Origin of the sequence: Intestinimonas massiliensis (ex Afouda et al. 2020), assembly GCF_900626285.1 — a bacterium.
In the GTDB taxonomy this organism is placed as follows: Bacteria; Bacillota; Clostridia; order Oscillospirales; family Oscillospiraceae; genus Flavonifractor; species Flavonifractor massiliensis_A.
The window spans coordinates 1,003,507-1,029,683 of record NZ_LR131147.1 but is presented as its reverse complement, the minus strand read 5'-3'; the positions used below and the strand labels follow the sequence as shown (position 1 = coordinate 1,029,683).

Annotated in this window: 22 protein-coding genes; 6 read left to right on the top strand and 16 right to left on the bottom strand. The window is 52.7% G+C overall.

Features of this window, described 5'->3' with window-relative positions:
* Positions 1 to 22: 22 nt before the first annotated feature.
* The 5 genes from mobP3 to E0E41_RS05305 all read right to left on the bottom strand — a co-directional run bounded on the left by mobP3 (position 23) and on the right by E0E41_RS05305 (position 3,515).
* Positions 23 to 1,804 (bottom strand): MobP3 family relaxase, encoded by a 1,782-nt coding sequence (gene mobP3, locus E0E41_RS05325; RefSeq protein WP_130869057.1) that lies wholly within the window; start codon positions 1,802 to 1,804, stop codon positions 23 to 25.
* On the bottom strand, positions 1,801 to 2,211 hold the full coding sequence (locus tag E0E41_RS05320; protein ID WP_130869056.1) for a hypothetical protein: 411 nt from the start codon (positions 2,209 to 2,211) through the stop codon (positions 1,801 to 1,803). Before E0E41_RS05320 ends, mobP3 begins: the two co-directional genes overlap by 4 nt.
* Before the next feature lie 292 nt (positions 2,212 to 2,503).
* Complete coding sequence (locus E0E41_RS05315) at positions 2,504 to 2,875, bottom strand: hypothetical protein (protein WP_130869055.1); 372 nt, start codon at positions 2,873 to 2,875, stop codon at positions 2,504 to 2,506.
* Complete coding sequence (locus E0E41_RS05310; RefSeq protein ID WP_130869054.1) at positions 2,869 to 3,309, bottom strand: helix-turn-helix domain-containing protein; 441 nt, start codon at positions 3,307 to 3,309, stop codon at positions 2,869 to 2,871. Before E0E41_RS05310 ends, E0E41_RS05315 begins: the two co-directional genes overlap by 7 nt.
* A complete protein-coding gene (locus E0E41_RS05305; RefSeq protein WP_130869053.1) occupies positions 3,306 to 3,515 on the bottom strand; it encodes a helix-turn-helix domain-containing protein in 210 nt (69 codons plus the stop codon). The genes E0E41_RS05310 and E0E41_RS05305 overlap by 4 nt, the downstream gene beginning before the upstream one ends.
* A 119-nt stretch (positions 3,516 to 3,634) precedes the next feature.
* Here E0E41_RS05305 and E0E41_RS05300 point away from each other — a divergent pair, with 119 nt between their 5' ends.
* The gene (locus E0E41_RS05300) at positions 3,635 to 6,712 is read left to right on the top strand and encodes an RNA dependent RNA polymerase (protein WP_242623701.1); all 3,078 of its coding nucleotides are present in this window, start codon (positions 3,635 to 3,637) and stop codon (positions 6,710 to 6,712) included.
* A complete protein-coding gene (locus tag E0E41_RS05295) occupies positions 6,702 to 7,571 on the top strand; it encodes a hypothetical protein (RefSeq protein WP_130869052.1) in 870 nt (289 codons plus the stop codon). Before E0E41_RS05300 ends, E0E41_RS05295 begins: the two co-directional genes overlap by 11 nt.
* A gap of 69 nt (positions 7,572 to 7,640) precedes the next feature.
* On the opposite strand, the gene E0E41_RS05290 is transcribed toward E0E41_RS05295, so the two are convergent.
* From E0E41_RS05290 to E0E41_RS05245, 10 genes are read right to left on the bottom strand one after another with little or no spacing between them, the layout of a single operon-like run.
* Entirely contained in the window at positions 7,641 to 8,021 is a 381-nt protein-coding gene (locus E0E41_RS05290) for a rhodanese-like domain-containing protein (RefSeq protein WP_130869051.1), read from the bottom strand.
* Positions 8,018 to 8,551 (bottom strand): GDSL-type esterase/lipase family protein, encoded by a 534-nt coding sequence (locus E0E41_RS05285; RefSeq protein WP_130869050.1) that lies wholly within the window; start codon positions 8,549 to 8,551, stop codon positions 8,018 to 8,020. The genes E0E41_RS05290 and E0E41_RS05285 overlap by 4 nt, the downstream gene beginning before the upstream one ends.
* A 21-nt stretch (positions 8,552 to 8,572) precedes the next feature.
* Positions 8,573 to 10,831 carry a DEAD/DEAH box helicase gene (locus tag E0E41_RS05280; RefSeq protein WP_130869049.1) on the bottom strand — a complete coding sequence of 753 codons (2,259 nt, stop codon included), beginning with the start codon at positions 10,829 to 10,831 and terminating at the stop codon, positions 8,573 to 8,575.
* A 10-nt stretch (positions 10,832 to 10,841) separates the two neighbouring features.
* On the bottom strand, positions 10,842 to 11,300 hold the full coding sequence (locus E0E41_RS05275; protein WP_130869048.1) for a DUF6998 domain-containing protein: 459 nt from the start codon (positions 11,298 to 11,300) through the stop codon (positions 10,842 to 10,844).
* Complete coding sequence (locus E0E41_RS05270; protein ID WP_130869047.1) at positions 11,300 to 11,614, bottom strand: nucleoside triphosphate pyrophosphohydrolase; 315 nt, start codon at positions 11,612 to 11,614, stop codon at positions 11,300 to 11,302. Before E0E41_RS05270 ends, E0E41_RS05275 begins: the two co-directional genes overlap by 1 nt.
* On the bottom strand, positions 11,604 to 11,987 hold the full coding sequence (locus E0E41_RS05265) for a (deoxy)nucleoside triphosphate pyrophosphohydrolase (RefSeq protein WP_130869046.1): 384 nt from the start codon (positions 11,985 to 11,987) through the stop codon (positions 11,604 to 11,606). The genes E0E41_RS05270 and E0E41_RS05265 overlap by 11 nt, the downstream gene beginning before the upstream one ends.
* Before the next feature lie 38 nt (positions 11,988 to 12,025).
* Positions 12,026 to 13,267, bottom strand: coding sequence for a Wadjet anti-phage system protein JetD domain-containing protein (locus E0E41_RS05260; protein WP_130869045.1), 1,242 nt, complete (start codon positions 13,265 to 13,267; stop codon positions 12,026 to 12,028).
* Entirely contained in the window at positions 13,264 to 16,617 is a 3,354-nt protein-coding gene (locus E0E41_RS05255) for an ATP-binding protein (protein WP_130869044.1), read from the bottom strand. Before E0E41_RS05255 ends, E0E41_RS05260 begins: the two co-directional genes overlap by 4 nt.
* Entirely contained in the window at positions 16,586 to 17,215 is a 630-nt protein-coding gene (locus tag E0E41_RS05250; RefSeq protein ID WP_130869043.1) for a DUF4194 domain-containing protein, read from the bottom strand. Before E0E41_RS05250 ends, E0E41_RS05255 begins: the two co-directional genes overlap by 32 nt.
* Positions 17,212 to 18,609, bottom strand: coding sequence for a Wadjet anti-phage system protein JetA family protein (locus E0E41_RS05245; protein WP_130869042.1), 1,398 nt, complete (start codon positions 18,607 to 18,609; stop codon positions 17,212 to 17,214). The genes E0E41_RS05250 and E0E41_RS05245 overlap by 4 nt, the downstream gene beginning before the upstream one ends.
* A 22-nt stretch (positions 18,610 to 18,631) precedes the next feature.
* Here E0E41_RS05245 and E0E41_RS05240 point away from each other — a divergent pair, with 22 nt between their 5' ends.
* Positions 18,632 to 18,856, top strand: coding sequence for a DUF5348 domain-containing protein (locus E0E41_RS05240; RefSeq protein WP_207303195.1), 225 nt, complete (start codon positions 18,632 to 18,634; stop codon positions 18,854 to 18,856).
* A gap of 5 nt (positions 18,857 to 18,861) precedes the next feature.
* Here E0E41_RS05240 and E0E41_RS05235 read toward each other — a convergent pair whose 3' ends face one another.
* Entirely contained in the window at positions 18,862 to 22,017 is a 3,156-nt protein-coding gene (locus tag E0E41_RS05235) for a DUF3427 domain-containing protein (protein WP_130869040.1), read from the bottom strand.
* 227 nt (positions 22,018 to 22,244) lie between these two features.
* On the opposite strand from E0E41_RS05235, the gene E0E41_RS05230 reads away from it, so the two are divergent.
* From E0E41_RS05230 to E0E41_RS05220, 3 genes are all read left to right on the top strand, one after another.
* Complete coding sequence (locus tag E0E41_RS05230) at positions 22,245 to 22,919, top strand: alpha/beta hydrolase (protein ID WP_165450584.1); 675 nt, start codon at positions 22,245 to 22,247, stop codon at positions 22,917 to 22,919.
* Between the two features lie 933 nt (positions 22,920 to 23,852).
* Positions 23,853 to 25,166, top strand: a complete 1,314-nt coding sequence (gene istA / locus E0E41_RS05225; RefSeq protein WP_130869038.1) for an IS21 family transposase — start codon at positions 23,853 to 23,855, stop codon at positions 25,164 to 25,166.
* Positions 25,163 to 25,972: an ATP-binding protein gene (locus tag E0E41_RS05220; RefSeq protein ID WP_087296494.1), complete on the top strand. Its 810-nt coding sequence runs from the start codon at positions 25,163 to 25,165 to the stop codon at positions 25,970 to 25,972. Before istA ends, E0E41_RS05220 begins: the two co-directional genes overlap by 4 nt.
* Positions 25,973 to 26,177: the final 205 nt, after the last annotated feature.

The following is a 26,177-nucleotide window of genomic DNA, read 5'->3' as shown; positions in this document are numbered from 1 at the left end:
CTGCATGTTAAATTTTGATACGCTACATGCCGCCCATGTTCCAGCCGCCGTGCTGCTGCTCCTCATGGTCATCCGCCTTATGCCCCAGGGCGATCCGCTTTTCCTGGAGTTCCTGTCGGCGTCTGTGGTCCATCTGCGTCTCTGCCGGGGCCGCCGGCGGCACGGAGTTGTCCCGAAAAATCTGGCCCATGTGGTGGAGCAGCTTTGTGGCGGCCAGGAGGGCGTTCGGCCGGTGGGGCACGTCCGCATGGTCCAGGAAGAATTGAGCGTATTCATTTCCCTGCACCGCCGCCTGCCGGAACCAGCTGTACGCTTGCTCCCGGTCCTGTTCCACCTCCTCACCGGCGAGGTACAGCTTACCCAGCGTATACTGGGCATACTGGTTGCCCAGCTCTGCGGCTGTTATCAGATATTCCACCGCCCTGGGCACATCCTTGGGCACCTGCTCCCCCTGGAGATACAGCTTGCCCAGCCGGTAGGCGGCATACTGATTGCCCTGGTCTGCCGCTCTTTCATACCAGGTCACCGCTTCGTCCATCCGCTTCTGCCCCTGGAGCAGCTTGCCCAGGGCGTACTGGGAAAAGTCGTGGCCGGACTCAGCGGCACGGCGGAACCACAGCTCCGCCCGCTCATCGTCCGGGAGCACACCCATTCCATCCCGCCAACACTTACCCAGCTGATGGGCAGCCACGGTGAAGCCGGCATCCCAGAGCTGTTCCAGCACACCCACTTGCACCGCTTTCTCTTTCTCCGGGTTTTCGTGCTCGTCCAGAATTTCCTTGGCGTTTCGATAAGCCGCCGCCAGGTCCCACCGGGAACTCCGCCATACCACCTCCTGCTCCTCATTCGTCTCGTCCTTCATCTCCTTATCCTCAAAAGTGGGTACGCCCAGGCGCAGATTCTCCGCCTCCCGGATCACCATATTCTTGATGGCCTTGAATTCTTTTTGCTGGGACAGCGGTTTATGTTCTCTGGGGGTGTCTTTGTAGTAGCACTCCAGCTCATCCCTCAGCCGGTTCCACTGCTCGTAGCACTCCGCCACTTCCGGAACCTTCTCCAGTTCATCCACGATGGCGTCCACCTGTTCCTTCACCGGTTTCCTCAGATAACCGTAGACCTTCTTGCCTGTGCATTCTCCCAGCAGTCCGGCCAGCGTCTCCATCTGTTCCGCGATAACCGGACTGTCACACAGGTTGGACTTCATCTCCCGGACGAGACGGGCCATGGATTCCATGGCCGCGTCCCGCACCTGCTGATAGGAGAGATCCTTCTGTTGATAGAGGGACAGCAGTTCGTCCTGAAAGATGTCATTGGACAGCTGAGAGCGCATCTGCTCAATCCCTTTCTCGGTCAGGTAGCCCTGCTTCGGGTCGTCTGACCAGACCATCATGTGGATGTGGGGGTGGTGCTTCTCATCGTGGAAGGCAGCCCGCCAGCGGAAGTCCTTCGGCGGAATTTTCATCGCCTCCGCCAACTCCGTCTGATGCGCTAGCACCAACCTGCGCCAGCTTTCGCTATTCTCATAGCCCAGACGGGCCGCGTCTGCCCGCCGAAGGGAATAGACGAAGGTCCACACCGGGCCGGTGTGCCTGTTGAGCACCTCCATGGACTGTTCCAGATCGGCGACACCCCTTGCGGAAAACAACCCATGGGAACGGGGGCGCTCCGCGATGTACGCCAGATAACCTTCACCTGCCGGCGCTTCTATCAACTCCACGCCGTCCCGTGTGGCGATGTACCGGGCGTAGCTTCCGCCGCCGCCCCCCGGCTTGATGTAGCCGGATTTTTGAATGAGACCAATCATTCGTTTGCACCACACTGGAACCGGAGAGCATCCTGGAAGTCAATCTCTCCGTTGGTCTCCTTTACATCATTGATGCAGAGGACACGCAGCTTTTTCAGGCCATCTTCATCGGGGCTGAAATAGAACGCCACCAGATTTGACATGACCGCCTCATCCACCGACAGCTTGAACAGCATACGGCCCACCCGTTTCCCGAAGGCTCCCAGCTTTCCTTCCAGCACCTGAGCCAGGACACGGGGCAGATAGGCGTCCGCCTGTTCCGCATCCTGGTAGCCTGCGTAGAACCGGACGGCCTTTTCGATGTACTCATTCCTGGTGGAGCAGTTGTCCTTCTGATAGTGTGTTTCCACAGTATCCCAGGCAGAATCGGTCAGCCAGATGGTATGCCGGTTTTTCCGCTCTTCCATGGTAAAACTACCTCCTTTTCCATAATAGCGTCATTCAATACCTTGTAATTCCGGGCTTTTGAGGCCAACCCTTTCAAATCAGCGTCAAACCCACATTCGGCTCTTTGAAAAAGCGTCGGTCCCAATTCCCGGAACCGCCCGCACTGCGGGTGGTTGTGGCTGCCCGGACGCAGAAAGGCGTCAGGGCTTTCTCCTGCTCTTCCTTCCGTCCCTCGAAAACGGCCCAAATCCGCCCCGAAAACCCTCGGTGGGGCAGGGCCCTGCCCTGCCCCGAAGGAGGGCACACAGCGCCTCACAGGCCGCCACACAGGGGGATTCTCCTGTCGCATGGGACGGTGCACTGGGGCAGGAAGATTCGGCAGTATTCCGCCGGGCCGGACACCAGATGCCGGCGCATCATCTCGCCGCATTGGAGCAGCCGGTACACCGCGATTTGATTGCAGTGCTCAAACTCCGCTCGGCGCTCTTTCGCAAAGGCCCTCTGCTCCTCGGTGAGCTCTCCACGGCGCTCATCACAGAGGAACAGTGCCACGGCATCTTCGTCGATGGGTTCCCCGTGACTGGCGTTCCACTTACTGACGATGTACTTCCGCTTGTCCGCCGTGGCCATGGCAGACAGGTAAGGCTCTTCCTGGATCATACGGTCCAGCTCCTGCATCAACATTTGGATGTACCCTCCTTTCTATCCAGCGCAGCTGCACTCCGCTCCGCCCTGTACTGCTCCAGAATCAGATCGGCTCTGTCCAGCTGCCGCTCATAGTACTGGTTGATGGACATCTGGATGGGCAGGACATGATAGCGCAGGCAGCCGTTTCGTTTGCGGCCGTCTTGGGTGGTGATGGTCGTACGCTCCGTACGGATGAGCAGCCGTTCTTCCAGCTCCGCCACATACTTGCGCACCGTGCTCACGCACATGCCCACACGTTCTGCGATCTCCCGGTAGCTGAGCAGACACTGATAGGTCTTCCGGTTTTCGCAGCGCAGCAGGAAACCGTAGACCACAATGGCGCCCCGGGACAGATTCAGATCGTAGAGCTCGTTGGGCAGCGGGAAATAGTTTTTGATGGGATCACGCTTGGTCCAGCTTTGCTTTTTCATTTCGCACCTCCTGCTTGCTCCTCCGCCCACTGAATGAACTTTTCCTTGGGTACCACCATGCGGCTGCCCACACGCAGTACCGGGAAGCCGGGTTCGTGCATCACCTCGTAGGCGGTGGAGATGGACACGCCCAGCACCTGTGCCACCAGATTCACGTTGAGAAACAGCGGCAGGTCATCATAGGACTGAATGCTCGAGATTTTCATAATTGCTTTACCCCTTTCTAGTCAGAGAAATAAACTGCTCCTGCAAAATTTGTGGGAGCAGTGTTTGTATTGCCTTTTTTCTTCTCTGTGATAGAATGGGTGTATCCGGAGGTGAGAAAATGGCCCAGAGCAAATACCGTATTTTTGAAGTATCCGCCCGGGCAGTGATGAGCTATGCTGCCCGGGAAAACGGGCAATGGCACTTTGCCCTTGACCGGTCAGCAACGGAAAAATGCAAGAGCTTTTCTGCTCTGCACGAGCAGGATGGCAACGCACTGTTCTTTCAGATCATGTGTGTTCTTCAAGGAGACGACTTTTCAGAACCGACAGACGACCATTTGATCGATGGTCTTGCCGATGTCATTTTCTATATGGACTTCTCCGGAATTTTCGACCGCAGCAGCACGCTGCCTCGACAGCAGATCCGTAAGGAGAAAGCACGGGATATGTTCCGTCCGGAGGGCGTGTGCCTGGATTTCGGCTCGGGGATGCATCGCTATCTCGCCTTTGAGCGTTCGAACAGCATGAGCCGCCAGAGCAAGCTGTCCTTTCTCCGGGAGGATGTGTACCACCAGGTACGCCGCCGCATCCAGATGGACATGACCATTGGCGACTGTCAGCTCAGTAAGCTCTACGCCTACAACGGGTTAATGCTCTCCAGCGGTGTGCGGCTGGACGGGATCGGCATTGACAGGCCCCACCGTGTTATTGTGGTAGATAATCCAGTTGTGACGGCCAGGAATGTCTCTGTCATCACAGTAGAGGACGACGGCACCCAGAACAGCACCCGGAAATACCATCGGGTAGAGCGGCGGACGGATGTCGCTATCACCTGCTTTGACGGGGAGGGCCTCATTTCCAAGCAGTATGCCAAAGTCGTCGACCGGGCACTCTGCGGTTCCGTTGTCCACACCTCCTTCCAGATCCGTTTACCCTATGTCAAGGGAATGGTGCATCAGGTAAACTTCCAGACCCTTTTGGACTTGTGCGGGCAAAAGGTAATCACGGATATCTGGGGACAGGAGCACAACGTCAAGGACGTAGACATTATCCTTACCAAGAGTATGTTCAAGGGCTTTGGTTGGCTGAAGGACAGCGGTATGACCTGGGCAGACTACTGGGACGCCTTCCGCCGCTACCGCCACGCTTTATATATCACCAACGTCAGCAAGGTGAAGCCGGAAACCCACACGGAGCTGAACTACCAGTTTTTGAATACGGTTTCCATCCGAGAGGATGAGTTCCGGCCCCGCGACCTGCCTGACGGTTGGGATCACAGTCCAGAAGAGGACACGCGGAACTGGCTCACCAAACAGACCGAGGTGGCCTACTACAACTTCCGGGCCAACAAAAAGTTCCAACAGGAATATTTTCTGAAACGCATGAACCGCTGGGGCATCCTGCCTTTCCGTAAAAGCCGGGAGCATCTACTGGGAAGGATTCTGCGCAAAAATCCACGGATGATCGGCGAACCTATCTATCAGAATGAACTGGATGCCAGAGCAAAACAGATTTTGAGGAACTACGCCGTAGGCCGGCTGATCGTGGCCGGTGATAACCGCTACCTCTCCGGGGATCTCATGGACTTTTTAAGTTATCTGCTGGAGACGCTTCCAAAGAAATCACGGAATAAAAGCTATTACGAAGTGACCAAAAGTTTGCGATTCAAAACCAGCGCCTTCTATGCACCTGGTGCGGCCTATCAACGTGGAACTGTCTGTACCCTACTGCGTAACCCTCATATCGCCAGAAATGAAGAGCTGCAGCTCTCTTCCTACGATGCCAAGAAAGACAAGCTGCAGCTGCGGCATAACTATTTCCACCATCTCACCGATCTTGTCATGGTGGACTCTACCATGCTGGCGGCGGAGCGCCTGGGCGGTGCGGATTATGACGGGGATATGATCAAGACTATCGCCGACCCTATTCTGAACGAGTGTGTTCGCCGGAACTATGAGGCATCTCACCACACCGCAGATGACGCGCTCTCCAACGAGGCGAATATCCCATTGCTGATGATCCCCTCAGCAGAACCATTGATCCGTAATGCAGATGACTGGGAGGCTCGGTTTGAATTGGTGCGGGGTACCTTTTCCTCCCGAGTGGGGCAGATCTGCAACGCCGCTCTGGATCGCAGCATCATCGCCTACAATGAAAACTCCAACGCAGAGGAGCGAAAGCGGCTTCAGGAGGAGACGGAGGTGCTGGCCATCCTGACTGGGCTGGAAATTGACGCCGCCAAGAGCGGGATCCGCCCGGATCTGGACGAGTACCTGAAGGAGCGGCGGATGGAACGGACGCCCTTCCTGCAGTATAAAAATCTGGTGGAGAAATCGGAAGAGACCCGGCGGGCCTGGTACGAGCCCACCCACCAGCAGCGCATCAAAGCCTTCTTTGAGAAAATTGACTGGGACAAGGTGGACTCCAATCTGGAGCGGCTGCCCTATCTGGCCCTCCAGCTGGGAAAGCACACGCCGACCATCAAGTCCAAGCCGGCAAAGGACTATGAGCTCTTCACCTTTGCCCAGGAATCGGACTGGAGGGAGCATCTCGATCAGGAGATTTTGGAGCAGGTCTCCGCACTGCTGCGCGACTATGAAGCCTGCCTCTCCCGCATCCGGGCCTGCCGGGTAGAGCCAAAAGAAAAGAAACGGAAGAGTGATATAGAGCGGATTCTCTTTGCCCGAGGACAGGAGGAACTTTGGGATACGGACGAGCTGTACGCTCAGCTTGGAATACTGCCTCCGGAACGTTTGGAGGAAATCTGGGCAGCGTTGGATAACACCAAGTGGCAGTTTCTTACAGAAGAGCAGAGAATGCACTTCCTTCTTACATGGCTCCCGGAGTTTGAGCAACTGTTTGACTTGTTTTCTGATTTCCGTAGCGGCGGATATCGGGTTCTAAGCGACTTGCTCTGTGACATTCTGCAGGAAAATGAGCAGCGAAAACAACGACAGTTGCATCGTTCCGACGATTCGCCGGTATTTGACAATTTGATGGAAGCATATCTCGACAAGCGGAACTCCCAACACTATCGGGAGGCGGTATCTATACGGTGCCGGGAACTGTTGAATGAGATTGTGCGTCCACAGGTGGCTGTGCGCTATCTGGAGGCCCTGGGCAAGCGGAATCTGCTGTGGGATCTGTTGCTGGATACGCTAGAACCCAATGTATTGGAGGTGCGCCATGCTGAATGAGTGGCAGGAATTTTTAGATTATACAGAGCCGGTGGCGTACCGTGCCTCTGGCAAAAAAGACACCACCTGGCTGGGGCGGTTTACTTTCGAGGCCCTGCGGGATTTCAGCGGTATGAATCGCATTTTGACCATCCTGGCGCGGGGCTTTCTCTTCCACGATTCAGAAGGTGCGCTGCTACCAGGCGATCCCAGAGAGCGGATTGATTATGCTCACGATAGTCTGTGCGCCTGGTGCAGCATTCCGGAGCGGGACAGTACACCCAAAGAAGAGTGGCAGCACCGCACTGATTTTGCGTCACTCCACGAACAGTTTCCCAAGTTAGTGGACAAGGATAGCTGGGGCTGGTTCAGTCGCCACTTCCATCAGGCTATGCGTTTTGCCACCGAGCATCCGGAATTGGTCCGTAAAAACTATGCGGACTCTGCCGGCGAGCTAAGCAAGCGGTTTGACCGAGTGTGGCGCAGCAAGGTGCTCCAATACCAAACCAAGGCTCTTTCCACCTCTACGGAAGGTGCGTGGACGATCCGCTTTGATGATATGATTGCCGATGCCCTGGAATTGGGTCCTCTGCGCCGCACAGAACCTGAACTGCCGTCGGAACTAACAAAGAGACTTGAGCAGATTCGCCCTGAGAAAATGCCTTCCAATGTCCTGCCTACTCTGGTGGCTTATTACCTGGCCAACCGCCCAGAGGACAGCGACTGGGTAGTACTCCCTGTGACCAATTTTGACTGTTACTTCGGCGATACCAACTTTGGCCGGAAGTATCTGAACCAACTCCCCCGGGAGGTCATCGAGCGGAGCAATAGTTTCGGTATTAGCCGGTATCGAGTAAAAGAGGATTATCTACCCAAATAAGCGGCGGGACTGGCCAACCGGCCAGTCCCGTATTCTTTGTATAGGCGATGTAGATTTTGTGCGTTTATCTTACGTTTCCGTCTCATACGGCCAGGTGTTTATGCCACCGAATTCATAGATATTGGTGTACCCTAGTTCGGCCAGTGTGGAGGAAGCGGTCTTGCTCCGGTTCCCACTGCGGCAGTAGACCAGCACCGTGGAGTCTTTCTCCGGAATCACCTCGGCTGCGGTGGTTTCATCAATACTGCCCGCCGGCAGCAGGACAGCGCCAGGAATGTGGCCGCTGTCGTATTCGTCCTGCTCCCGTACATCCAGAATGATGACCTCCTGGGTGTCCATCATCTCTTTGGTCTCTTCCTGGGTGATCTGGTGATAGGAGCTGTCGGCGGAATTCCCGCCGCATCCGGCCAGCAATAGAAGGGAGAGCAGTAAGGGGATCATTCGTTTCATCTGAGTTCCTCCAGAAGCCCGGCGGCAAAGGCCCTATGGCCCTGCTCCGTGAAATGTACGCCGTCATAGGTCAGGGGGATGTCCCACATTCCAGCGTCGGCAAAGCGGATCCCCATTCGCTCCGTCAGAGCCTGACAGAGTTGGGCAAACGCATGGGAGTCATCAATAAGCTGCTGGCTGGGCACCCACTCGCCCAGGGTCACCGGTGGCGGCGCGATCAGCAGGATCCTGCTTCGGTCCAGGGTGATGACGGCGAGAAATCGTTCCAGCCGCTCGGCAGCCTGCTTCGGGCTTCGGCCCTGGAGCAGATCGTTGGTTCCCAGCATGACGATCAGCAGATCTGTGTCAGCAGGGAAGGAGGAAGCAGCAGATGGGATCTCCCGGCCATTCTGCCCCATATTGCGGACCTCCCAGCCGGTTTCCGCAGCCAGGATATTCACCCACCGGCTGTCTGCATCATAGCGCCCACCGAAATAACTCCGGGGGTCATAGCCGTAGGTGTTGGAATCGCCGAAGCAGATGACCTTCATCACTCATTTCCTTTCTCTGCACTACTTGAAACGCCGATAATAGTCTTCTAATTTTTCATCACAGATCCGCTCAATTTCCTGCTTCTCCTCCCGGGTCAGCTTCTTCCAGACAGATTCATCCACTTGGATCACACCCAAAGTTTTGGTGTGGTGGAGCATCTGCATATCCTCGAACCGTTTGAAGGGATTGGAGAGAATATTTCGCTGGGCCTGTGCATCGGTGTAGCCACCCTTGGCGTAGATGCTGTTGGCCTTTTCCACCACCAGCCCAGCCGCCCGGCGGGCTTCGTAGAACTCCCGGAAGCAGGTCACGATGTCGCTGAGCTTCACCCGGCCCTTGTCATCGGCGAACAGCAGTACCGCCTTGAGCAGTACCGGCTTGTAGGAGTAGCTCATGTCCATCTGCCGTACCATATCCAGAAACAGATCCTTGCGGTTGGAGTCGTCAATCAGCGTCCAGCCGTACTGCTCTGCGTACTTCTGGAGGGTCTCCTCTTTGAAATATTTGAAGGTCCGGTGCTCACTCATGGGCACCACCAGATCGGGCACCAGCAGGCCGTCCCGGACATACCGCTCGATGGTCTCCGTCTGCACGTCCACCCGGCGGACAAATTCCATCTGGGAGATCATCCCGGCGGCCTCCTCCTGCCAGTTGAAGATGTCCACCAGTTCGTAGTCCAAGGCGTCCACCGGCCAGTCGATCAGGGCGTCCGGGCGCTCGCCACGGTCGTAGAGGCCCTGTTCGGCGGTCTTCTGCTGCTTGGTGCCCAGCACCAGGGCACCAGGCTTGTACTCCTTCAGCCGGAACAGGCGGTGCATGGAGTAGGGCATATTGTACTGGCTGGCGTTGTCCACAAAGTCGAACACCATCAAGCTTTCCTTGCCAGGGGACAGCCGCATGCCCCGGCCCAGCTGCTGAGTATAGAGCACCTTGGACATGGTGGGCCGGGCCATGAACAGCACCTCGGTGGCCGGGCAGTCCCAGCCCTCGTTGAGCAGGTCGCAGGCGCACAGCACCTTGGTCTCGCCCTTTTCAAACCGGGCCAGCACCTCCCGGCGGTCACTGGCCTTAATTCCGCCGGACACGGCCTCGGCAGCCACCCCCGCATCATGGAGCCGTCCGGCAATCTCTTGGGCATGCTTGACGGAGGCACAAAAGATGACGGTCCGCTTGTCCTTCACATACTGGAGCCAGGTGTCCACGATGAGCTGGTTCCGCTCCGGCACATAGATCTTGCTCTCCAAATCCCGGATGTTGTACTGGACGCTGTTGAACCGCACCTTGGTCAGATCGATGTTGGTATGGATGCGGATGCATCGCACCGGCACCAGTTCGCCGATCTCCACAGCGGTCTGGATGTCCAGCTTGTGGGCGGTGTTCTTGAAGATATCCAGGATGTTCTTGTCATCGGCCCGCTCCGGCGTGGCAGTCAGGCCCAGGGTGAATTCCGGCGTGAAGTAGGACAGAACCTTCTGGTATGTATCGGCGGAGGCGTGGTGGGCCTCGTCCACAATGATGTAGCCAAAATCATCCGGCTTGAACCGCTCCAGGTTCAGCGCCACGCTCTGGATGCTGCCGCAGACCACGAAGGCGTTGCCCTGCTTCATGCTCTCCACATAGCGGCCCACCGTGGCCCTGGGCCACAGATCCCGGAAGGTCTTGGTGGCCTGATCCACCAGCTCTACTGTGTGAGCCAGGAACAGCGTACGCTTGCCAAACCGCTTGGCGTCCATGACAGCGGTCACCGTCTTGCCGGTGCCGGTGGCATGGTAGAGCAGGGCGATGGTCTCAAAGTTGCAGCGCATCTCCTCCAGCGCCGCCAGTGCCTCCTTCTGGTGTGTTTTTAGTTTGGATCCATCCAGTGCCTTGCCCCGCTGGGTGGGGAGGTAGTCCTCAATCTCCCTGAAGCTGGGGTGCTGGCCCAGGAATACCCGTAGCTCGTCCTTTACAGTCTCCGGCTGCTGCTGCATCTGCCGTACCGCCCAGCGGTACACATCCCATCCCAGGTAGATCATGCTGTTCTGCTTGAGCAGGTCATCGTAAAACTTATTTTGAGAGATCAGCTTGGGGTTGTGGGAAGCCTCGTCGTCGATCTCGATGGCCACCTTCCGCCCGCCGTTCTCAATTAGAAAGTCGGCAAACCGGCTGTTCTGGTAGATGTCGGAGAAAGGGTACTGGGAGTATAGATAGCCGGCCTTTTCGGCACCGAAGGTGTCGGAAAACAGTTCGATGAACAAGTCTTCAGCACTGCTGCCGGAGGCGGAGCGGTAGGTAGGCATAGGGTTCACCTCACATCATTCGCTTTAGACGATCACTCGCAGGCACTTCTATTTGGAGCTTCTGCAATTTAGCAAGAGAAATTTGGCGCTGGCCGTTCTTCTGCATTTTCCCGCAATGTGCCCAAGCAAGCTTGCCAGGCCCATTGTATTCTTCGGAAAAGGTCCCATCTTTATGTATCTTCAGCACAAGTAACCACTCTGGCTCACTAGAAAGAGAAACACGGTCAATTTGTGTCGCTTTAATCTGAATCAGACGTCCATCCGGCCCTTTAGCATCGTGCGTTTCTTTTGTAGCAGAAAATAGTTCCAAATTATAATAACTAGACGCCAGGGCCTCTCCGATGCTTCCAACTATGTATCCGTCTGGCGTATAACACCTGCCCGGAAACAGTTCTTCCAGTTCACGAGATACACTATAGAGCATTTTTATTTTTTCTGCGACTAGTTCCTGGAGCGTTGCTCCGTTCATTACAGCACTTCCTTTAACAGAATCTTTTTCTCAAATCCACCCCGTTTGGCCGCCTTATCTTCCCGAACCCGCTCTAACTCTTTCAGGGTCCAGCCGCGGGCTTTCACGACAGCATGTATGACCTCCAGAAGATCGGCCAGTTCCTCCAAAGATTTGCTCTCTTGGTACTCAGCTAACTCTTCATTCAACTTTTGCTCCAGAAGGTATATGTATTCCTCATCAGATAAGGTTTTGAAAACGCAGGTTTTCCCATCTGCTTCGATAATCTCCGGAATACGATCCCGCACCAGTTTGTGATAGGCTTTAATAGGCATCCTTTAGCCTCCTCAAAATTTCCTCATCCGCAGGGCAAAATGCATACTGATCAATCTCATTCACCGCAATCCAACGAATGTCATTGTGCTCCAGTTTTTGTGGGATACCCTCCCGAATAGTCGCATGAAACAGCGTCAGATGAACTGTCAGATCTGGGTATTCATGAATCACATCCATGAATACTTCGCCCACATCCAGTGTGATGGCCAGTTCCTCCTGGCATTCTCGGATGAGTGCCTGTTCCTTGGTTTCTCCAATCTCTACCTTGCCCCCTACAAACTCCCATAGGAGTCCTCTGGCCTTATGTGCCGGGCGTTGGCAAATCATAAACTTATCCTGATCCCAAATTAGGGCCGCAACTACCTCAGTCATTCTTTATACTCTCCATTGTGATCACTGGCATCTTCTAGTTACTCTGTTAAAAATACTTCCTGTTCAATTGTAACACCATATTCTAATATTTTTTTCATAGCCATATGAAAAAGCGGATACTGATTACAAGCGAGGGCAATCTGAACGGTTTTCAAGTATTGCTCTGAGCGCACGAGTCCGGTTCCATGATGGGCTGTCACATCTTCAGCAGACATTCGCATGGGAGTCAGGGTAGGAAAAATCTCCTTCAGCCGTTCAAACATTTGGAATCCGCCCAAATCAATATCCGCCCAAAATACGGTCTCGGTCTGGTTTTGCAGTGCAGCCGCCATCTTTTTAAAAAACTTGCGTTTTTGAGGACTTAAAAAGCCGCCATGATAAACTACAAGCTCCTGGGGACGCAGTTCAGACAACACAAATTCATCGTAATTGGTCTTGTTCTCAATAAAAATGAGTTTTTGAATGGCGTTCATATCAAAAGACTGTATGGCATCAACACCTGGACTAGGCAGGGCCAAACCATACGGCGCCGCAGCGGCCACAGAAATCTCTCCTTGTTCGGTCTGGATAACGCAGTTCCCGGCAAGTTCATACAACTCCGGACGGGCATATATACCCAGGTAGGCCAGCTGCTCTCGCTCACCCATCTCGCTTTGCTCACAGGCCTCTATCAATCCGGCACAGTACGTGGAAGCAATTCGTAAGAAAGTCTCCCGCACCTCCCGCTCAAAGGTTTTGGTGTTCTGATAACACTTTCCGCTGAAGGCGCGCATGGTAATGGATTCCCCCGCCAAAGAATCGTACACCACAAACGCAGTTAATAGCTGGTCCAGCGGCGCCAGATCCTTTTTGCAGTAGGACGGAACCCGAAAGGCCTCTTTTGCCTGATGGCAGATGTCATCACGCCATGCCAGAATCCAGTCTGTCGTAACGCCAGAAAGCCTTGCGGTCATACGCTCCATTACAGTTTGCGCCAGTTCTTTTGGATGTGTGCGGCCCGTTAGCTGATAACACTCCGAAAGGTGTTCTAAATTCAGTATCACATTGGAAAGAACCGGGCGTCCGTAGACCCACTGTGCGGAAATCAGCCCACGTGTTTCCAGGTCGTTTACTACGTCGTTCCATGTATCCCGAATTTGTGCATCTTCATAAGCATACTCCGGGAATTCGTGTTTTTCAATCCGGAGCATCACCCTGCGTGAGGAGGTGCCCGGATGTGTCAGATGCTTACTATTTTCATATTTGTCTAGCAGATGGGACAGAAGGATACTTTGTTTCATGCCGGCATGATCTCCTTCCCCCAAGCCTTGACACGCATTTGATACTTTTCTTTTATCACCAAATGGGTGCGATCCGCCAAGGGCATAATATCTGGCAGCTTGTCCGGAGGCGTACAGATAATTGCCTGCAATCCCATTTTCCGTAGGAGACGGACGCTCTCCATGATGCGGTCACTGTCCATCTTATTGAATGCTTCGTCAAATACCACCAGCCGAACGGTATTACTGGCCAGGGTGGAAGAATTGTTTACCTGGTACAGCTGTGCAAAGGACGCCAGTACCGCAATATAGAAGGGCGTCTGAGTCTCACCGCCGGATTTGGTATTCAAGGTCTGGGAGAGCAGCTGCCTGGAACCGTTTTGATCCGTAGTTTCCAGATCGAATTTTAGGTAGGTCCTGAAATCGGTAAATCGCTCGATATTCTGCTGAAGCTCACTCTGCTTTCTGGCGTTGACTTGGGTATCATCGGACATGGCAATTTGGCTAAACAAGGTCTCCATCAGATTTCCGTATTTCTGCTGGAACGGTAGTGCAAACAAGCCGCCATCCCCTTCCATCAGCTCCGGTGCCATAATCATATCATAATAATCGGCGTAATCTGGATTGCGGTCTATTTTAAACTGGTACTGGTCTGTTCCGAACTTTGCCTGTTTCAAAGCTTTGTTGAGGTTCTTGACCTGCCGATCTACCTGCTCAATGCTGGATTTCAGTTTGTTGAGAAAATCGTTTTTGAACTGTTCCATGGCGCTTTCCCGGGCGGCCTTGATCTTCTCCCTGTATTTTGGCAGCTCGCTTTCCTCCAGAACCTGCCGCTCCGCCTCATATTCTCCGTTGTCCATAGCATCCACCCGGAAGGGGCAAGGCTTAAACTGATCGGCATAGTTCTGCCTGGCCTGAAGCAGCTTCTCCCTGGTTTGATCCCGCTCATTGATGGTGCGCGGTAGCTGATCGCTGAAGTTCTTATGCACCGTTACCGCCCGTTTTAGACGGGCAAGTTCCTGATGGTAGCGGGGCAGACCGGTCTGTTCCTGATACGTCTGGGGAAATGTCTCGGAAATCCGACTCTCCAGCTCCATAAGTTTTTGACGCTGACCCGGCAGGCGCTCATCTTCCAACTGGCGGATCTGTGCTTTCAGGTCTCCGCGACGCTCCACGGTGTCTTGCTGCCTGTCGCGCAGGATTTTGATCTCACCAATCAGGCTTGCAATGGTCTGCCGCTGCTCATCCAGCCAGAGCAAATTCAGCTGGGAAAGCCGTTCCTCTGTTTGCGCAATTTCTTCTTTGATTTTCAGGCTACGCAGGTAATCATTCAGCTTTTCCTGCACCGTATTCTGAACGAAAAAATGGTTAAACAGAGGCTCTGCCTGCCGTTTCAATACCTGTAGTATCGGCGCCCAATATTGGATGCGCTCCTGCACCCGATCCAGTTCCGCCTCCAGACGCTGGATCCGCAGGGCTACGGCACGGCGACCAATAAAGGCGTCCTCCATCCACGCACGGCGCAGCGGGCGGGTTACATACCCTTGATACAGCATACCTTCGGCTGTGATGGCCGTCTTATGGCTGCGGAGCTCCTCCACTCGCGCACAGCACACCACCCGTCCCAGAAGATAGTCAATATAGCTGCGGGCCAGATCATTTTCCGTTTCCACCTTTTGGGCCAAACTATTCTCCAGGGGGTGGAGTTTTTCTTTTTCCCGCAGTTTGCCGATATCCACAATGCCAAAGGAATTTTGGCCAAACTCCTCTTTGATTTGATTATAGAGTTTCTGCGCCTCCGGGTAGCAGGCTGGATCCACCAGGAGATAAAACTTCTGAGTGTTGAGATAGCCCTCCACTGCACCACGCCAGGCCTCATCCTTCATTTCCAATACATCGGCTAGAATTGGCACCACCACTGGCTTACCTACCTTCTGTTCCAGCTCCATGCTCAGACGCTTTTGGAAGTGGAGCAGGCCCCGAGGGTAGTCCTTGATGTTTTTTCGCAGATTGGCTAATGCGGCCTGTTTTTGATCTGCTTCGGCCCTGTATGTGTCCAGATGGTCTTCCACCTTGTGGGCAGTATTTCGAATTGCCGCAGTGAGCTCTGCCACAGCGGCCTGGGCTTGCTCAAAGAGGGAGAGCGGACGGGCAAACAGCTGCGCTCCTGTATTCTCCAGGGCGGCGTATATGTTTTGGGCGGTCTCCGCAGCTTGCTGCACCTGCGCCAGATCTTCTTCTGTCTCCCAGGCGACCATATCTCTGCATAAATGGTGGATGCGGCTGGCCTCCTGCCGGATTTCCAGCGACAGAATTTGCATACCTGACAGCAATTTTTCCTGTTCCTGCAGCAGCCGTTTCTTTTCCAGTTGGAGCTTTTCTTCCTCCTGAAACACGCTGCTTTGCGCCACTGCCAGTTCTAACTCCTGCCGTCGCTTCTCTTTTTCCTCGATTTCCAGGGAAAAAGCCTGGATATCCTCCTCTGTTTTCTGTAAGGCGGCTTTACCATCCTGCAGTTCCCGTTCTGTGTATTCGATGGCAGACTGCTGCACTTCCTTCTCTGCCCACAGAGACAGGAAAAATTGAATGCGCCACCGGTCGATAGCCTGCTGCCAATCCTGGTACAGCCGCCCGATCTTTTGCAAAGCCTCCAGCTTTTCCTCCTGGCGCTGTGCCAACTGCTCGTGACGCTTATAATCCCGGACATTCTGCTGCATGGCCTCAATATCCGGCTTTTGAGGGATATCGCAGATGTTCTCTGTAATAAATTTTTGAATGTCTACAATGGGACGAAAGGAGATCGCCTTCTTCATCATCCGCATGACCTGCTCGTTGTGGACATTCCACTTGGCCAACAGGTCTTCCTGGTACTGCTTGTGGGTATCGTAAAGCTTCCCCCGCATACCATACTCTTTCAAAAACACACGAAGAGTAGGGATATCAATGGCCTCACCCTGGCGAATAAAGCAGTCCGCTGGTAGTACTCCATCATACAGGAAAAACCGGTCCTGCCGACTTCCGTCGCTCCGGCAGTCGAAGATGACGCCGCTGACAAACCGCTTACCCTCCACATCGTCCAAAAATTCGCAGGCAATAAAGGTGGAGTAATTTTTTCCGCGTCTGGAATTTGGGTTATTTTCGTCCATATCAGCCCGCAGATATCCATCCAGCGTCCGCTGAGACTTTTCATTGGCTGCCTGGTTGAAGTTCCGGGCGTTGGTCTCGCCCAGAAGAACAATTTGAAGCGCGTCGATTATAGTGGATTTTCCTGCTCCGTTTTTTCCAGTCAGGAAATTAATATCATCCACTTCAATAAGTTCTTTACTAAAATAGAGCCAGTTAATCAGCAGAATCTTCTTCAGCTTCTTCACTTTCCTCCTCCTTTCTTAATACCGATACAATGGCATTCAGTTTTTCACTAGAAACCGCAGATAAAACCGTGGGCAATATGGCGAATTTACAACTGCCCTGGTTGTATTTTCCCTCGATTCGCTGAATCACCGAGTGGTTATCCAGCACCGTAAGTGCCCGCTTTACCTCATCCATGTTGGGCTTTGCCGGTAAGATGGCATAGTCTGTCACTACTTTTTCTAAAAGGTCCCGAACAGAACAGACGGCATCCTGCTCTAATCCAAGTCGCTCCAGATTTTCCTCATAGAGCATACGAATCGCCAGCAGCATAGCAGTTTCTTTCTTATTCAGATTGCAACGATTGGCCTCGTCCGTGTTCAGAACATAATAATACCCGTTCAAATCGTCCTTGCGTAGATCCCAATCCAAAAAGGCCAGATACTCCTGTATCGCCTCAAAGTGGGCAGAAAGAAACACATAGTCCGGATTATTGACCCGTCCCACCCCTGGTTGATACACGGTTCTTACTACATAAGTGCGGCTGAGGAGTTGATTGCAAATGGACTTAAAGCGGTCAAGATCTTTTTGGGTCGCTGTACTGAGCCACTCAAAACTCATTTCTTCCCCTCCTTGCGCGTAATTTGAAGCTGTGGAATGGTGTATGCGTTTTCGGTAAATGTCCCTTCCAGCTCTCGGACCACAAAGTCCGCCTCGGGATCTCGGCCAGTGAGCACGGCCAGCATACTCATAATATAGGCCCGATCATCCGACAGCCCCATGTCTTTAGAATAGCAGATGCCGCGATCACCCAGCCATTTTTCCACGTATGCCGCAATGGCAGACCGGCCATACTCTGATCGAAGCAATTCCAACGCCTGTGCCTCTGCCGCTGCATCCAGCTCCGTTTCCTCGATCAGCACCGGAGCCGTCTTCGTTCGTTTTCCGGGGCGCTTGCGATACCAAAGGCTCTTATCAGAAAGGAAAGATTGTTCATAGATCTGAAATGCGGGCTGAATCCGGTCCACCAGCTCGGAATCTCGATGTTTTCCTCCCAGTGCATTCAGAAGATAGTTTAGATTTCCACGAACGGAGAAATCACGGTTGGTCAAATTTTCTAATTTCTGTGTCGTTGCCCTGGTATACCGGCGCACCTGGCAATCAATTTCATCCAGATACTCCGACTCAATGCTGTCATAACAGTCCTTTACCTCAAAAATTTTTTGCATCAGGTCCCGTCGACAGTCTGCCAGTGCGGCGCCCCGGCGATCCTGTAACGCAGCGTTGGCAAGAGCTGTCAACAGCGCATCATCTTCGGCCCAGTTTGTAAGGATCGTCTGGATTGGAACCCTGTATTTTGGAACCGAATCCTTGATTTTCAGTGGCCGAATATAGGCCTCTACCACTTTCTGCCCAAAATCATCAAAATGTGAGGCCAGAACATCATTCACTTCCTGCATCTTAATTTGCAATTGAAAGAAATGCTTTACATTGTGATAGACCATTTGCAGCAGCTGGAGCAGTGCCTGGGTATTATCATAGGCATTGTAAACCGCCGCCATCTTGTCATAGATGCTGCCACTCTCATCGGCCACTTTTAGGGTGGAGTAGGTGCTGAACACATAGGAATAGCCGCGAATGGGACTGTCATCCCGTAGTTGATGGAACAGCTTCAGAAGGGAGCTGCTGTAGCTAGGAACTGTAATATATTCATTAAAGTCCTCACTGCGCTCTTTTTCGAACCAACCTTTGCTGTATAATTTACGAATTAGAAATCTGGCGCGGCCCGAAATATCCCGCAGTTCTTCCTCATCAATGTCCTCCCCCTCGAATGTGGCATCGGCCAGCTGCTGCTCCAATTTGCTGCGAAGCATGGAGTAAAAGGTGTTCTCTGGAATTTTTAAATTGTCTCGGTATGCTTCCCAAAGCACATCAAGTGCGTCGGCATACAGTGCACGATTCGGCGAGGCCAAAATGGAAAATAAATCAGTTGGGATACGCTCAAACAGGTTCATCGCAGTCCCTCTCTTATAGGAGATGTTTATGATTGGAATTCTAATCAAACTTAACGATCGACCGGATATTATATTTGAAAATGGGACCTTCTATGGTGGGTTGCATTGCGGGGAATGCTTGTCTATTTTTGAGAAAAATATAGGGTGGGTCCCAGTTCGGCTGGAATTCACTGACGACTGGGTGTTGGTAGATGGCAACAGAGCCAAAACATTCCCTATTCCGTACGGAGACCACGTCAAGGTGTAAGTGTACTATCCCACCACCAATTTGTTGGTCTTCTTCAGAAACTTCGCCGGAATCGGCCGGTCCAATTCCCAAGTGATATTCATGGGTCTGCTCCCGCTGTGCTTCACATAGTTTGCCGTGCCCAGGAAGGTATAGGCCTCGGCACCCCCGGTGATCCGGTCGGCTTTGAACTCCCGGACGAACAGCAACACCTTACTCCCACGCTCCCAGTGGTGAATGTATCGCTGCCCGGTAGGAGAGTCCGCCGCTGTGGTGCTCTGGCTCTGCCAGTGGAACAGGTTCTCGTTGATGGAGTAATCGTGATACATGGTGGTGGGCGAGTAGTCCTTGTCCGCCTTATTCAGCGTCACAAAGAACACATCCAGATGTTTCTCCGGCAGCCACTTCACACCCTCACGCACCGTGGCCGGTTTCAGGAAATCCAGCGCCACCAGCAGCTGGTCCCGGGTATAGGTGCAGTGGAGGTCCAGCGGGCAGTCAAAGCCCAGCTCCACCGGCTCGTCAATGAAGTCGATCTGCTCATACCGATAGCGGAGCAGGTCCAAAAGCTCGCCCAGCAGCACGGGACTGTCCGAGAGGGCATACAGGTTGTCCAGCACTTCATCGGATGTCCAGCTTTCTGCTGCCTTGCCCCAAATAGTTACGTAGAACATCTGGAGCATGCGCTGTTCCAGCTCATCCAGCGTCGCAAAGTCCACATTGTCCAGGCGGGGCAGCAGATCCAACAAAAAGCAAATCCAGCGCTGGGAGTCCACAACGGCCAATCGGGCAAAGGCTTTCGTGAGCACCTCCTCCAGCGGTTCACTGAAATCTGCAATTACATCTGCCCGAGCACAGATACGAGAGAAGGAGGAAAACTTGTAGATTGCCCTGGGGTCCAAATGATAATAGTCCAGAAAGTTTGCCAGGGTCAGATCCAAACCGCTGTCCTCCGCAAAGCTGGCCGCCCGGGACACCAGCCCGGCGGTATTTCCGTAGGAGGCACGGATGTTATCCAGGATGTACTTGGCAGCCTTCTTCTCCAGCTGGATATAGCAGCCCTTGGGCGCGGAGACAAACCCGTCTTTGATCTCCCGGGTCACGCTGCGAGTGGTATTGGACAGCAGGGCGGCAAACTTGTCCTCAAAGTTATACCGCTTGTTGGCCTGGCCGATAAAATCCAGCACGGTCAGGCATTCCTTATCCTCCGCCAGCCGCAGACCACGACCCAGCTGCTGGAGGAAAATGGTCAGGGACTCGGTGGGCCGCAGGAACAGCACCGTATTGACCTCTGGGATGTCAACGCCTTCGTTGTAGATGTCCACCACGAAAATGAAGTGCACCTCGCCGCTCACCAACCGCCCCTTGGCGGCTTTTCTCTCATCATCGGAGGATTTCCCCGTCAGGAAAATGGAGGGAATGCCGTTGCTATTGAAATAACGGCACATAAACTCCGCATGCTCGATGGACACACAGAAGCCCAGGCCTTTCACCTCGTCGATATCAGTCACATACTTGAGAAGGGAGGATACCACCAGATCGGCGCGGCGGTTGGCCACGGCGCCGCTGAGGGTGTAGAGATTGGAAAGCTCATTTTTGTCGTAGCCGCCGGCACTCCATTTCAGGGTGTTCAAATCCACCGTGTCGGTGACGCCGAAATACTGGAAGGGGCACAGCAGCTTGCGGTCGATGGCCTCCGGCAGACGGATTTCCGCGGCAATCCGGTTGTTGAAGTAGGGCAGTACGCTCTTACCGTCCATACGCTCCGGAGTAGCTGTCAGGCCCAGGAGGATCTGGGGCTGGTAGTAGGACAGTAGCCTCTGATAGGTGGGCGCTGCTGCGTGGTGGAACTCGTCCACCACGATGTAGTCGTAAAAATCAGGGGCGGTCTTGGCGGCGAAATCCTGCGAGTTGAAGGTTTGAATAGACAGAAACAGGTGGTCAATGCCCTCTGGCCGGTAGCTGCCCACAAACAACTCTCCGAAGTTGGCATCCTTCAAAACGGCCCGGAAGGTGTACAGGCTCTGTCGCAGAATCTCCTCCCGGTGGGCCACAAAGAGTAGCCGGCAGAGCTTTCCGGGGTGTTGCTTACAAAATCGCTTATAATCCAGAGCGGAGATCACCGTCTTGCCAGTACCGGTGGCGGCCACCACCAGATTGCGGGTATAGCCCCGGACGGTGCGCTCGGCCTCCAACTTGTCCAGGATCTCCTGCTGGTAGGAGTAGGGCACGATATCCATGGTATAGACTTCGGCGTTATTGGCGTCGAAGTATTTTTCCGCTTTTAACGCCCGAGCCAGCCGCTCTTTCTGATCTTCGGAATAGTACTCAAACTCGTTGGAATTCCAGTAGCTCTCGAAGGTGGCGGCAATCTTATCAATGGTCTCCGGCAGATCCCGGCGGGTCACCTTCACGTTCCACTCCAAACCGCTGGAGATAGCGGCGTTGGACAGGTTGGAGGAGCCCACATAGGCGGTGGTGAAGCCGGTATTCCGGTAAAAGATATAGGTCTTGGCGTGGAGGCGGGTGCGCTTAGTGTCGTAGCTGACCTTGATTTTGGTGTTGGGCAACTTGCGCAGTTCCTCAATGGCTTTCACATCGGTGACCCCCATGTAGGAGGTGGTGATGATCCGCAGCTCGCCTCCGTTCTGGGTAAACTCCCGCAGCTCATCTATCAGGAGCCGCAAGCCGCTCCACTTGATAAAGGACACCAACATATCGATACGGTCGGCAGAGACGATCTCCTTTTTGAGCTCCGTGTACATCTGGGGCTCATGGATAGCTCCGGTAAACAGGCTGCTCTGGGCGATGGAGGTTTCCGGCCGGCTCAGGTCGGCAGCCGTCTTGCCCGCTACCAGTCGTGGATCCTGCTCCTGTAAAAGCGCAAGAAGCTGCTCTGCCCGCAGGTCGACGCTCAGCGCAGCAAAGTCAGCTTCTTTCGTTGTATTCTGGATGAGGTCTACGATCTGGTTGGCAAGGCCGATCTGGGTAAAGATGTCTCCGCCGTTGTCCACCACATTCTCCAAGCCCTTTTTCACCACATCTGCCAGATACTGCGCCAGCACCTTGGAGGCTTCTGCCTTGTCAATGGGCGCAACTGATTTACGGGCATCAGGAATCTCCGAAAGCTCGCGGTTCAGGGCAGTATTGATGACTTGTTCGTAGAGGCCAGGAGGCAGCATTATATTTCACTCTTCCTATCTTCTCTTTGTAGATGTATATTGTATCTAGTATAACTGGAATTCCAAAATCCGACAAGGACTTATTGGCAAATATCAACAAAGCTATCCGGTTTCGATATGTGTTGTTTCTCTTCATTGGAAAATTAGTTTAGCATTATATTTATCCAATAAACAGGACTATTCTGTATGGCACCATCTGTCAAAATAGAAAGCGGATGATTCAACTTATGTACACTTTCTCAACAAAGGGCAAAACGATATCCATTTTCCCAAGTTTTGAAGTAACCGCACCTATTATCTACCTCAACACCTTCTCCAACGAGGGGCAGAAGGTATTTGAGGCCGCGCAGGCTGCTGGCTGTCCACCGTTTACATTGGTGGCAATCAGTGATCTGGACTGGAACCACGACATGGTACCTTGGGACAGTCCGCCTGCTTTCAAAAATGCTGAGCCTTGCACCGGTGGTGCGGACGACTATCTGCAACTCATCACCGAGGAGATTATACCAACGGCAGAGAAAGAGATTAACGGAGTCCCTCGTTGGCGAGGAATCGCTGGGTACTCCCTGGCTGGGCTGTTTGCGCTGTATGCCATCTACCAGACAGACCTATTTTCCCGTGTGGGCAGCATGTCCGGCTCTCTCTGGTTTCCTGGAATGAAGGACTATATCTTCTCACGCGAACCAAAGCGGTGGCCAGATTGTACATACTTTTCTCTGGGAAATAAGGAGAGCAAAACTCGAAACCCGGTTCTAAGAAGTGTTCAACAGAACACAGGAGAGATTTATGCTTTCTACCAAAGCAAGGGAATTGATGCGGTGTTTCAGCTAAATCCGGGTAATCACTACAATCATGTTGTGGAACGCACAGCTGTAGGCCTTTGTTGGCTCCTGTGCAGGTGAGATACGCCTCTCGTCAGGCTGTATTCTTTGTATAGGCGTGTTAAAAATTGATACGCCTGACTCGGAAAAACACCTTGCTTCTTGGCTTTGGCAGAGGTACAATACCCCAAACCTGAACATGAAAAGGAGCCCTTCTAAACAGGAACGGCAGTTGTGCCGCACCTGGTCAAGAAGGGCTCTTTGACCATATGTTTGACCACGAACAGGGTCGGAGTATACAGGAATAGTTGGATTAAGAGCGTCTAAGAGTGCGCAGAACGCAGTAGAAATGGTCAAAATGATTGAAAAGCACCGGAAATAGTTCAACCGTCTACTCGTTTTTAGTGCCAGAAATGAATAATCATAAAAAGATGACCAATAAACTTCTCAAAGCGCGTACAACGCTCTCAAAGATTGTAAAATAGTTAGATGTTCTTATAAAATTGACCATCATAAACAGCGGCAAAAAGGCTTCTGATGAAGGAATAAAAGTACATAAAATCATGGAAAATGGGTATTAAAATTTCGATTTTTTGCAATAATTGGATTTTTTAAGAATAAGAACTCGTTTATAGCCCACTTCTTCACTCATCTCTTGATAATCTGTTTCAAGAGCTTTTTTGAATATGCTTTATAGTGCTTATTTCTTTATATATAGCATGATAGCATGTTAAAGTTATTCGGGTCGGGCGAAACTAACCTTCAAGTGTCGGGAGTTCGCAGCCATACCTAGTCGGAAAAGATAAAGCCACTACCGATGCTCTTTTAAATCCTGTACACTGGAAAGTGCCAACAACCCAGCGGAAAGGAAAANTTATTCGGGTCGGGCGAAACTAACCTTCAAGTGTCGGGAGTTCGCAGCCATACCTAGTCGGAAAAGATAAAGCCACTACCGATGCTCTTTTAAATCCTGTACACTGGAAAGTGCCAACAACCCAGCGGAAAGGAAAAGCGATGAAAGAGCAAAATGGTAATGGCTTTGCACCAAGTATAGCACAAGCCATAGAAGAAATGAAGGCAAAACAGGGAGACTCCTTTTCTTTGGAACGCATCAACTTAGCGGAGTTAGAACGACGAACCGGCGTATCTCGTAGCAGACTGCGCAGACTCAAGAGAAACGGCTTTCAAGACTTGCCTCGCAGCACTAAAGGCAGTAGACATAGGGTCACAAAACTCAGCGGTTATACTGGCCTGTTGGACAGCTTGCTGCGCCAAGGCGTTAAGAATTCCTCTGTCGTATTGGAGCGTTTGAAACAGGCTGGTTTTGAAGGAGGGGCGACCATTGTAAAAGAGTATATTGCCGCTCACAAGGACCTCATTCCGGCCAAACGCCAGTTGGTTGCGCCGCAGGGAAATCGTGGCCGCCGGTACGTCACAAAGCCCGGTGAAGCCTACCAGATGGACTGGGGATTCACGGATGTCTTGGATTACAACAGTCGGACCTACCGCGTTGCCTGCTTTGCCATGATTTGTCACCACTGTGGCCAGCGGTATATTGAGTTCTTCCCCAACGCCCGGCAGGAAAACCTGTTTATTGGGATGATCCATGCTTTCCAGTACATGGGGGTTCCGAGATTTGTATTAACCGACAATATGAAGAGTGTCGTGCTGCACCGGGATCTGGAGGGACATCCAGTCTGGCAGAAAGACTACGAAACCTTTATGCAAGCCCTGGCCTTCGAGACAAAACTTTGCAAGCCACGGCATCCCTTTACCAAGGGCAAGGTGGAGCGGTTGGTTCGCTTTGTGAAAGACAATTTCCTGGCTGACCGAGTATTCTGCGATCTTACAGACCTGAATTGGCAGGCACTGGAATGGTGCAACAAACAGAACGAAACATACCGCCGTACTGTGGATGGTGCGCCTCAAAAGATTCACGAAACTGTATGCGGAGAACAACTGCGTATGGTTCCGGAGGATGCCATCCGATTCTATCTCTGTCCGGAAAGAAAAATCTCCTTTGATGGCTTTGTAAATTACGAGGGCAGGCGTTTCGGTGTACCCTACAGCTATCCTGGTGCAACAGCGAGAGTAGAGCGCAACGGTGATTTGTTGCGCATCTATTCTGCTGATCTGAAGGTACTGCTGGCTACACATACCGTTACCTGGAGCCGCACCGACAGTTTCTGTGAGGGACAGTACGAATCCTTGGCACAGCCAGAAGAATTTCCCACAGCGCCTGTACAAACGCAGATTTTTCAGTTACCAAAACCCTCTCAGGATCTATCCTTTGCCAAATTCGATTTTGACAAGGAGGACCAGGTATGAAAGAAACAATCTTTGAGCAGGTGGCGTCCGCTGCTTCTGTTTTGAAGCTGGATCTTTCCGCTGAGGAATTCGCGCTGTTCGCAGAAGACCGGGAATTCTCGGAAGCGGGAATGGAGGCGGTACAGATGCTGCTCGGCTATCTTAGCGAAAAGAAACAGCAGACCACCATTCAGACCTTATTGAAGATGAGTCGTCTACCCACAAAAGCACCCAAGACCTTTGAGAATTTTGACTTTTCGTTGCTCAAAGGGAAAGATGTGGAACGCCTGAAGGTTTTGTCCTCCTTGAACGCTATCTACTCTCACCGCAACCTGGCCTTTATTGGCCCGGCAGGCACAGGCAAAACGCATTTGGCTCAGGCTTTCGGATACGCCTGCTGCCAGCACGGGTTGAAAACCTATTTCATTAAGGCATCTGAACTCCGTGACAGATTCACAGCAGCCCGACGTTCTGGAAAGACTGATTCCTGCCTAAATGGTCTTGTGCGCCCTTCTTGCCTGATTATTGACGAGATTGGCCACTGTGCCTTTGACAAGGAGAATACCAGGCTGTTCTTTGACCTGATTGACCGGCGCTACAACAAGGAAGGCAGTTTCAATATGATCTTCACCAGTAACAAGAATCCGGCTCTCTGGCGTGAGGATTTCGAGGAAGACGCTACCTTGCTGTGTACGCTGGACCGCATCTTTGACGATGCCACTGTGTTTAAGCTGCGTGGTGAAAGTTTCCGCGGAAAGAAACTGGAGACCGTCTCACTGCAAACTGGCAGGGTACCTACAGTTGAGCCGGCAGTAACGAAAGAATAACTAATCTATGAGTGCTGGGTTGTTGGCACTCTTTTTGTTTATTCTACTAGCTCTGGGGTTCGCCGACAAAAATTGGTTAAATACTCCCGACAAAATATGGTCTCGATCTCCCGGCGCTAACAAAGTCATATCGCTGTCGTGTTTTTATGGGGTTTCACCTTCTTTTTATAGTCATAGATCAAGTGATTCTATCAGCATGTCAAAC